This is a genomic window from Nocardioides sp. (genome assembly GCF_036401255.1).
Lineage (GTDB): Bacteria > Actinomycetota > Actinomycetes > Propionibacteriales > Nocardioidaceae > Nocardioides.
In genome coordinates this window covers 1-8,298 of record NZ_DASWVI010000214.1, presented here as the reverse complement: position 1 = coordinate 8,298, position 8,298 = coordinate 1, and the positions used below count along the sequence as shown (strand labels likewise).

The following is an 8,298-nucleotide window of genomic DNA, read 5'->3' as shown; positions in this document are numbered from 1 at the left end:
CAGCGCGCGCTGCAAGAAGGCGACCTGGCCGGTTACCAGACGGCGACGGAGGAGGCCCAGGAGCTGGTGCAGCGCGCGCTCGAGCTGGCCGCGCAGGAGGGTGGCGCGGCTGGCGGCGGGGGTGACGGCGCCGGCGGTGGTGACACCGGCGGTGGCGGCAACGGTGACGCCGCGGGGTCGTGACCCCGTTCACGCCCACCCGATTTGGAGGCCGCCGAGGTGACCCCGTAGAGTAGGGATCACCGACGCGGGGTGGAGCAGTTCGGTAGCTCGCTGGGCTCATAACCCAGAGGTCGCAGGTTCAAATCCTGCCCCCGCTACAAGAAAGTGGCCCCTGACCTGCGGAAACGCAGATCGGGGGCCACTTGGCTTCTTGAGTCACATTGCCTTATGTCGCGTTTATGTCCCAGAAACCTTCGCGCGGGTGACCCAATCTGGTACCGAGTTGGGCCCGGCGTTGGGGCCAAGCAGATGCAGGGCTGGAGCTCGAAACACCCCGAGGACGTCAGTCGTCTGATGCGGTCGTCGTGGCCTTCCCGGCGAAGGACTGAAGGATGTGCGTCACGTCAGGTGTGGTCCAGTCCTTCTCGATGTAGAACTCTTTGGTGATCGCATCTGAGGAGTGGCCCAGGACGCGGGCTGCGGTGTCCGAGTCGACCAGGCGGTCGATCAAGGTCGCGACGGTCTTGCGGAACGTGTGTGGCGTCACCCAGTCGAAGCCTGTGTCTGCTCGGATCGTGCGCCACCGCCGCTCGATGTTGCCGACCTGGTGCCAGGTGCCGTTACGGGTGGCGAAGACCGCGTTGTAGTGATTTGGTCGTTGCTCGGTACGCCGCCTCATCAGAACATCGACAGCAAACGGCGGCAGCGCGATGGTGCGTTTTGAAGCGTCCGACTTCGGCTTGGGCTTCCGGTACGTGCCCTTTCCCGTCTCCGTCTTGATCGTGCCACTGATTGACACCGTCGGCGGGGTCGCACTCAAGTCGATGTCTGTCCATCGGATCGCGAGCACTTCTCCGATCCGGCAGCCCGTGGCGAGCAGCAGGTCAACGATGTCGGGCATGTCCTGGTTCGGCTTTGGACCGGGTCGCTTTTTGGTCATCCAGGCGTCTACAGCAGAGCGGACGGCATTGAGATCCTCCACCGAGAGCGCTTGGACGTCCTTCTTCTGGCCTCGAAGCCGAGATGTGGAGGAGACCGGGTTGGCCGGGAGCGCATCGTCGATAACCGCGGCGTCGAACATCATCTTGAGGACCGTTTTGGTCTTCTTGCGGCGGCTGTGGGAGTCCTGCGACCTGATGAGCCGTTCCAGGCGCCCAGCTGTTGCCTCGCGCAGGCGAATGTTGCCGATGGCTGGATTGATGACGTTTTCGATGATGCGTTGGTACTCGTTCGCGGTAGTTGCCTCGGAGCGCTGTTCGGCGCGATACAGCGAGAGCCAGATGTCGGCCACTTGGCTGATTCGCATGTCGGGGCCGATGAGGTCACCGGATGGGGCGCTTCGGTCGGCGATCTTGACTTTGAGTTCTCGTACTGCGGCGGCGGCGCTTCGACCGGTCCCCTTGATTTCGCGCGTGACGCCGTCGAAGTCGCGGAAGCGCGTTCGCGCGCGATACACGCCGGGACGCACCTCCTTCGTCGTGATGGTCCCGAATGTTCCGATGGGCAGCGGGGGGCGAGCCATGGGCGTTCCTTCTTGAGGTCTGAGCGCTACCGATGCCGTGGACGGGACCGTCGCGACATGGAACCTAGCGTGCTGGATGCTGCTAGGTGGTCACCCCTCGAGCCCCGGCCGTTGTCGTCGATGTCCATTTCCGCTTCGAGATCCAGTGTCTCGGCGTGGGCCTCGATCCAAGCATCAAGATCCGAACGGCGGTACCGCAGTGCGCCGCCCGCCTTCACCGCGCGTGGTCCGAACCCCGGGCGTCGCGTGCGCCAGGTATAGAGCGTCGACTTCGCGATCCCGATGTAGGCAGCCGCTTGCGCAATGTTCATCGTGGCAGGGGTGAGTGCGAGCCGGCGGCGTTCTGTCGGGAGGGGCTCGTCGGAAGGCGGCGTGGCGTGTTCGCTCATGTCTGTGACGACATCCTCAAGGATGCGTTCGCTCTCCTGAGCAGCTAGCGGTCGGTGGCCGCCGACGCCGAGGGTCTCCTTCACCGTTTCCATCTCGTGTCTCCTCCGACCTGCGGTGGTGGGTCTCGGTGGTCGCAGCCCACCTGGTGTCTGATGGTCACCTAAGTGGTCCGACAGGTGCTGAGCGATCAATGCCCGCAGACTTTCTGCATGGCATGCCGTGGTCCGGCGAAGATGCTGGGGTGCAGTGGCCGCCATGTTGCGCGTTGTCCGCTGCCGAGAGCCAAGCGGGGCGATGGCTACTGCCGTTGGAGTGCGCGAGCATGGCAGAGGCTGCCGCGGTGGATGCCGCGGACGCGGTTGCCGTACTCGCCGAACGCAAGGCTTCCCGTACGGGCTGCGGCGCCGTGACGGCGCGTCGGGCGAGGATGTCGGCGGGGGAGACCCACACGACGTCACCCTCGGCCGGCGGGCTGGCCAGCCCGGACTCGACGTCGTTGTGCGCTCGCCGGGACAGGGCTCGCGCGGGGCCGGTGAGGTTAGGGGTGTCGGCCTTCTCGGCTACGACGTGCGCGAGCTCGGAGCCGGCCTCGATCGCGCGGAGGGTCGCCACGGTGGCCTGGGGGAGTCCGGGCCGGGTGCCGATGACCTCTGGTGTTGCGAGGGTGGTGGTGTCGTGGGTGATCTGGCGGTAGGCGGCGCGGACCTCGGCGGCCGCGCGAGCCAAGGGCTCCTCGAGGCGGGCTCCTGGGGGAGCGAGGTCGCCCCAGCGGCTAGCCAGGTTGCTCCAGGAGCGCCCTGCGTCGGCGATCGAGGGAACCAGGCGGTCCGAGGGCTCGACGATGCCGGCGGTGGCGGCCGCGTCGACGAGCACCATGCTGGCACCGGCGATGAGTCCCTGGGTGCGGGTGATGAGCAAGATGTTGGACGGCGCGAGGTCGCGAGCCAGCGCGCGGTGGGACTGGATGTCCCAGTTGGCCAAGGCCTGCGCCAGGCGGCCGGGGTCGTCGACGGGCCGGATCGCCTCGCCGGCGAGGGCTTGAGCGAACCGGTCGGTCAGGTAGCTGCGTGCGGTGTTCTCGCACGCCGACATCCGATCGACCCAGACCCCGGTGGGTGCGATGGCGTAGGGGGAGTGGTGCTGGGCGAGCTGGACCCGGCGGCCCGAGCCACGGGCGTCGTTGACGCGGTCGCGGCCGTTGTCGTGCAGGGCGACGTTGACGGCGTGGGCGGTCAGGTAGAGACCGTGCATGATCCTGGTCCGGGCTGCCTCGAGGTCGCGGTGGGCCTCGGTCTGCTCGTGCGGGACCTCGGCGCCGTAGCGGCGCACCAGAGCCGCGGCGTTGAGCAGGGTCTGGGTCATCTGGTCGACGCGGGGGTTGGTCGGGCCCGGACCTGGCCAGGCCCTCCGGCCGGACAGGCTGGCCTCGATGGTCGAGGCCTGCGCCGACAGGCTGGTGATGGGCCGATCGCGCTCGTCGACGCCAGGCCGGCGACCCGGTAGCGAGGCCCACAGGTCCTCCGCGGCCGCGACCATCGTCGGCCAGCTCCGCAGGAGCGTGCCGGCGTCATCGCCGCCGACGTCCATGAGCAGCTGGCGAGCCAGGTAGTCGACGTCGAAGAGCATCTCGCCGACGCTGCGTACGTCGCGCGAGGTCACCGGGATCTGGTCGACGTCGAAGAGCTCCTCGTCGATGTCGGCGTACGCCAGGCGCAGGTCAGTAGCCAAGGCCGCGGGCTTCCCGGATGAGGTCGCACAGGTCGACGACCAGCTGCGAGCCGTGGACCAGGTCCGGCTGATGCAGCGGTAGCGGGCGGGTCAGCTCCTCGGCCTCGGTGAGCAGCTGCAGCGGCGTCCGCTCCTCGAGGTCGGGGAGCGGGTCGTCGTCGGGCAGCTCGTAGTCGTCGGGCAGCAGGGCGCTGGCCTGGGAGTGCGCGAGGTAGACCCCCAGCCCGAGGTCGTGGAGCGGGGAGTTGGGGGTGGCCTCGTCGGCATCGCTCCACACCTGGGCAGCGGCCTGGTGCAGCAGCTGGGCGATCGAGCCGAGGCGGTCCCAGGTGCCGTCAGCGTTGAGGGTGTCCACGGGTGTTCCTTTCAGTCGGAGGTCGGTCTGGCTCATGAACCCACGTCCCGGCCGCGGCCCGCTGCGCCGAGCGGCGGGCTGTGGATAACTCGGGGTGCTGTCGGCACCTGGGCACAAACTGGTCTCGTTCGCCTATGTCGCTCGGCGGTTGCCGGACGATCACCGCGAGCAAAGTCAAGAGATCCGCACTAGTGCTGCAAGATGGAGGAGGGTCGAGATGAGCTTCCCGATGACCGTGCTGAGAGCCGTGACGCTGGCGCCGGCTGTGCTGGTGAGCTTCGTCCTCACCGCGGTGGTGTGCGCCCTGCTCCCGCCGGCGCTGGGCCTGGTGGCGTTCATGGCTGCGGGCGGCGTGCTGGTCGCGCTGGCGCTGGGACAGCTGCAGGAGCCTGCGATCGCGGCGTTGACCAGGTCGCGGCCGGCGACGGAGGCCGAGGTCCAGGTGATCGCACGGGTACTGGCCGAACTGGGCGGCCGCGGTGTCGACGTCGGCGCGGTGTTCGTGCGCCGGATCCAGCGACCGACCACCCCGGTGGCGGTGGCGATCGGCCGGCGCACCGTGGTGGTCAGCCCTGGGCTGGTCGAGGCGACGTACCGCGGCAGTGTGACCGGCGCGGAGGCGGCCGCAGCGCTGGCTCATGCGGTCGGCCGGCGCCAGGCGCTCCGGCCGCGGCTGGAGCTAGCCGTGCTCGCGGCGACGACGCCGTGGCGGCTGATGGTGGCGACGTTCCGCGGCGTCGGCTGGGCCTTCGCCTGGCTTCCGTTCATGCGGCTGGCCTGGACGCTGCGCGGCGTCGTGGGGGTCATCTGCGTGGTGCAGTCGGTCGCCGAGGACCGGGCCTGGGCCGGTCTGCTCGGGGGCGCGGTCATCGCGCTGACCTACTTGGTGCCGTCGGCCGGCCGGCGGATCGAGCTCCATACGGAGGCCGAGGCCGACCAGTTCGTGCTCTCGCTCGGCCTCGGTCCCGTGCTGGCGGGGCTGCTGCGGCGCTACGGGCACCCGATGACCCTCGAGCGGATGCAGCGCCTGGAGACGGCCGTCGAGCAGCCTCAGCGGCCGCGGCTGCACCTGGTGCACGGCTGAGGCTGTTCTCCGGCGGTGCGGCGGCCGGCGGCGGGCTACTCGTCGTCCTGGAAGCCGGACGTGGAGTGGTGCACGCAGCCGCGACCGTCGCCCTCGTGCGGCTTGTGGTTCATGCAGGGCAGCGACCCCAGCTTGCGTGAGCAGTCGACCCAGCGGACGGTCGAGGATCCGGTTGTCGGCGCGAGTGCGGTAGCCATCGCGGCCTCCTATCGGCGCGGGCCGCGGCGGCGGCCGAGCTGGGGCCGCTGGTAGGCGGCGGTGTCGGTGTGGTCGTGCTGGCGGCCGGACCGGTGGACCTGTGCGATCTCGGCGTCGGGGGAGGGACCGGCGTCGGCGGCCGCGGCCCGGGCGGCTGCTTCCTCGCTCGCCCTGATCTCCTCGGCGCGCTGTCGCGCCTCTTCCTCGAGCGCGGCTTCCTCGCGAGCGGCGTCACTCATGTGAACTCCCATGGATCCCGTGGACCGGCACCGGCTGCGCCGGTCCTCCTGGTCACCTATGTGCGGACCAAGTGCCCGGGCGATCACCGCGGCCCGACTGGATTGGAAAGTCGCGGGGCCCTGGCCGCTCAGGCCGGCTGGGCCAGCAGCGTGGCGCCCAGCATCTGTGCCGTGTGCTTGAGGACGGCGTGGGAACCGGTCCCGCCCGGGCGGTCGCAGCACGGATGGGTGTCAAAGCCCTCGTCGACGACGATGCGGTGCAGTTGGCCACCGCAGGCACGACAGTGCCGGCCGGCGTGGGTGGGGCACCCCTCGACCGCCACGGCGCAGGGCAAGCACGCCGCGGGCGGCGGGGGAGTCACTGGTGGTCGCGGTCCCAGTCGCGCCGCTGGCGCAGCAGCGTGGCGGTCTGTTGCCACAGCGCATGCTCGAGGTGCGCCGGCGCCGGACGTCCGAGCGCCTGGTCGACCGCCGCTTTGAGCAGCTGCTCCCTGCAGCCGAGGACGCGCTCGTCGACGCCGCGGTTGTAGCACCATCGGGCCAGCGTCTTCGCGGCCGTCATCAGCTGCTCGTCCATGCCCGGCCGTCCCCTCAGCAGGTGCCCCACAGGCCGCTGTCGGCGTCCTCAGCATCGTCGGCGGCCGCGGAGTACGACTCTTCGCGGGCGAGGTCCTGGGCAGCCTCGTAGCGGCGTGCGGCGCCGCGGGCCAGGAGCTCGTGCGCTACGTCGACGCCGGCGTGGTCGACGTAGCGCAGCAGCCGGTCGTACCGGTCGCGGTTGGGCTGGCCGCTGTCGGTGACCAGCTGGACGGTGCTGCCGACCGGCGCGAACTCCTCGAGCAGATCGGTTGCCTGGTCGGCGTAGCACCCCGCCGACGCCGACGGGTGCGCGACTTCGGGGGCGTCGATGCCGAGCAGGCGGACTCGGCCGAGCTCGCGGCCGCCGAGGTCCTCGACGCGCAGCGTGTCCCCGTCGACCACGGCCGTCACGCGGACCTGGGTGGCCTTGACCTCGGATGAGTCGGGGCCAGTGGGAGCGCCGGGGAGGGCGGACTTGATGCCGCCGGCGGTGAGCACGGCAATCGCCGCGGCCGCGAGGCCGATGACGGCCTTCATCGGGCGACCCCCAGCTGGAGACCCTCGCCGGCGACGGGAACCGCGCGCTCCTGGGCCCGGGCACCGGGGGAGCGGTAGCCGGGCTCGGGGATCTGCTCGACGACCTCTGCCCCGCTCGTGCCGGCGCCGGCCGGCTCCTCGGGGAGCTCGGCGGCGATCTTCGCGGCCAGGTCTCGCAGCGGTGGGGTCTTCTCGATGCGCCGGGTCGCGTGGAGCACGGTCGTGTGGTCGCGGTCGAAGTGACGCGCGATCGTCGGCAGGCTGTGCCCGTGGATGCGGGCCGCCATCATCGCCACCGCACGGGCGTCCGCTGCCGCCCGGCTGCGGTCGGTACCCAGGAGGACCTCGGGCGTGGTGTCGAAGGCCTCCGCGACCGCCACGAGGGCATGCTCGACCGGGCCATCAGGCTCGAAGGTCGACGCCGGCGGATCCTGGTGGAGGCTGACCACCGTGGCCTCAGGGCGGGGGAGCCGGGAGGTGTATCTGTCGTTGACGTGCTCACTGACCCGGGCCGCGGCGTCGGCCAGTCGGGGTCGCTCGGCGGTGCGGCGCACGGCGTGGATCACCGAACCGTGGTCCTTGTTGAAGTGCTCGGCGATCGCCGGCAGGGACAGGCCGACCTCGCGCGCGGCGGTCATGGCCACGGCGCGGGCGTCGCTGACCGGACGGCTGCGCTCGGCGCTCAGGATCGCCTCCGGGGCGGTGCCGAACATCGGTGCAGCCGCGTTGATGGCCAGCTCGCACACCGCAGCCGGGCCGGTTGCCGGCGCCGCCGGCATGGTCTGGTCGACCTGGACGGCCAGCACCGTCACCAGCGACCGCAGCTGGTCGGCGTCCAGCGGCGCGATCAGGTCGGCGACCTGGTCGTGCTGCCCGCGGCCGGCGGCATCGAGGACGAGGCCAGCCAGCTGGCGGCCGCCCTGATCGAGGTCCATGCCTGTCCTCCCTCCTACCGCGCCGGCGACCCGCCGGCCGGGGCCGCCTGGCGAGGAACCTGGCCGCGGCCCTGCTCGGCCATATGCCGGCGGGCGTTGTCGGTGATCTCGCTGGCGATGCCGGCCGACTGCCGGGCGTTGGCCGCGGCGTGGTCGACGACGTTCTCGAGCAGGCGCACGTCCTCGTCGGCGCGGCCGAGCTCCTTGCCGGCGGTCGCGATGCTCCGCTCGAGGGTGACCGGCTCCAGCAGCGACGGCGGAGTCACGTGCTGGGCCGCCAGCTGCGCGCTTTCGACGTGCTGAGCGGTCAACCGGGCCATCGGCTTGGCCAGGTCGATCATCTCGCCCACGACGGCGAGGCGTGGCTTCAACTGCGCGACCTCGCTGGCGAGCTCAGGATCGGAGGTGTCGGCGTCTTGGAGGAGATCGTGGGCATCGGCGATCGCCTGCGATGCACGCTCCAGGTGTCCGGTGAGTTCGTCGACCAGCTCGGCGTTGTCGCTGCAGCGCCGCTGCAGGCGGCTCAAGTGCTCGCCGGCGGCCTCGAGGTAGTAGTCACCGCGGTCGCT

The 8,298-nt window shown here is 70.7% G+C and carries 12 protein-coding genes and 1 tRNA gene; 3 read left to right on the top strand and 10 right to left on the bottom strand.

The window, feature by feature from the left end:
- Positions 1–183: hypothetical protein (locus tag VGD85_RS09985; protein WP_331063301.1), on the top strand; the 183-nt coding region annotated here is incomplete at its 5' end.
- 63 nt (positions 184–246) lie between these two features.
- Positions 247–320: transfer RNA gene (locus tag VGD85_RS09980), tRNA-Met, on the top strand.
- Positions 321–505: 185 nt separating this feature from the next.
- Here VGD85_RS09980 and VGD85_RS09975 read toward each other — a convergent pair.
- The 4 genes from VGD85_RS09975 to VGD85_RS09960 form a co-directional block, all read right to left on the bottom strand.
- A complete protein-coding gene (locus tag VGD85_RS09975; RefSeq protein ID WP_331063300.1) occupies positions 506–1,684 on the bottom strand; it encodes a tyrosine-type recombinase/integrase in 1,179 nt (392 codons plus the stop codon).
- 26 nt (positions 1,685–1,710) lie between these two features.
- Positions 1,711–2,166: a helix-turn-helix domain-containing protein gene (locus VGD85_RS09970; RefSeq protein WP_331063299.1), complete on the bottom strand. Its 456-nt coding sequence runs from the start codon at positions 2,164–2,166 to the stop codon at positions 1,711–1,713.
- A gap of 64 nt (positions 2,167–2,230) precedes the next feature.
- Complete coding sequence (locus VGD85_RS09965; protein ID WP_331063298.1) at positions 2,231–3,802, bottom strand: hypothetical protein; 1,572 nt, start codon at positions 3,800–3,802, stop codon at positions 2,231–2,233.
- Entirely contained in the window at positions 3,792–4,157 is a 366-nt protein-coding gene (locus VGD85_RS09960) for a hypothetical protein (protein WP_331063297.1), read from the bottom strand. Before VGD85_RS09960 ends, VGD85_RS09965 begins: the two co-directional genes overlap by 11 nt.
- A 217-nt stretch (positions 4,158–4,374) precedes the next feature.
- Between VGD85_RS09960 and VGD85_RS09955 the strand changes: the two genes are divergently transcribed.
- Complete coding sequence (locus VGD85_RS09955) at positions 4,375–5,241, top strand: hypothetical protein (protein ID WP_331063296.1); 867 nt, start codon at positions 4,375–4,377, stop codon at positions 5,239–5,241.
- 35 nt (positions 5,242–5,276) lie between these two features.
- On the opposite strand, the gene VGD85_RS09950 is transcribed toward VGD85_RS09955, so the two are convergent.
- The 6 genes from VGD85_RS09950 to VGD85_RS09925 all read right to left on the bottom strand — a co-directional run.
- Entirely contained in the window at positions 5,277–5,438 is a 162-nt protein-coding gene (locus tag VGD85_RS09950) for a hypothetical protein (protein WP_331063295.1), read from the bottom strand.
- 9 nt (positions 5,439–5,447) lie between these two features.
- Positions 5,448–5,678, bottom strand: a complete 231-nt coding sequence (locus VGD85_RS09945) for a hypothetical protein (RefSeq protein ID WP_331063294.1) — start codon at positions 5,676–5,678, stop codon at positions 5,448–5,450.
- A 358-nt stretch (positions 5,679–6,036) separates the two neighbouring features.
- Positions 6,037–6,255 (bottom strand): hypothetical protein, encoded by a 219-nt coding sequence (locus VGD85_RS09940; protein ID WP_331063293.1) that lies wholly within the window; start codon positions 6,253–6,255, stop codon positions 6,037–6,039.
- 14 nt (positions 6,256–6,269) lie between these two features.
- Complete coding sequence (locus VGD85_RS09935) at positions 6,270–6,794, bottom strand: thermonuclease family protein (RefSeq protein ID WP_331063292.1); 525 nt, start codon at positions 6,792–6,794, stop codon at positions 6,270–6,272.
- A complete protein-coding gene (locus VGD85_RS09930; RefSeq protein ID WP_331063291.1) occupies positions 6,791–7,729 on the bottom strand; it encodes a helix-turn-helix domain-containing protein in 939 nt (312 codons plus the stop codon). The genes VGD85_RS09935 and VGD85_RS09930 overlap by 4 nt, the downstream gene beginning before the upstream one ends.
- Before the next feature lie 14 nt (positions 7,730–7,743).
- On the bottom strand, positions 7,744–8,298 hold a 555-nt coding region (locus tag VGD85_RS09925), incomplete at its 5' end, for a hypothetical protein (RefSeq protein WP_331063290.1).

What these genes read in the sequence shown, in the direction of transcription:
- VGD85_RS09935 (WP_331063292.1), bottom strand. Translation starts at nt 6,794, where the DNA reads ATGAAGGCCGTCATCGGCCTCGCGGCCGCGGCGATTGCCGTGCTCACC.
- VGD85_RS09955 (WP_331063296.1), top strand. Translation starts at nt 4,375, where the DNA reads ATGAGCTTCCCGATGACCGTGCTGAGAGCCGTGACGCTGGCGCCGGCT.
- VGD85_RS09970 (WP_331063299.1), bottom strand. Translation starts at nt 2,166, where the DNA reads ATGGAAACGGTGAAGGAGACCCTCGGCGTCGGCGGCCACCGACCGCTA.
- VGD85_RS09950 (WP_331063295.1), bottom strand. Translation starts at nt 5,438, where the DNA reads ATGGCTACCGCACTCGCGCCGACAACCGGATCCTCGACCGTCCGCTGG.
- VGD85_RS09930 (WP_331063291.1), bottom strand. Translation starts at nt 7,729, where the DNA reads ATGGACCTCGATCAGGGCGGCCGCCAGCTGGCTGGCCTCGTCCTCGAT.
- VGD85_RS09945 (WP_331063294.1), bottom strand. Translation starts at nt 5,678, where the DNA reads ATGAGTGACGCCGCTCGCGAGGAAGCCGCGCTCGAGGAAGAGGCGCGA.
- VGD85_RS09975 (WP_331063300.1), bottom strand. Translation starts at nt 1,684, where the DNA reads ATGGCTCGCCCCCCGCTGCCCATCGGAACATTCGGGACCATCACGACG.
- VGD85_RS09940 (WP_331063293.1), bottom strand. Translation starts at nt 6,255, where the DNA reads ATGGACGAGCAGCTGATGACGGCCGCGAAGACGCTGGCCCGATGGTGC.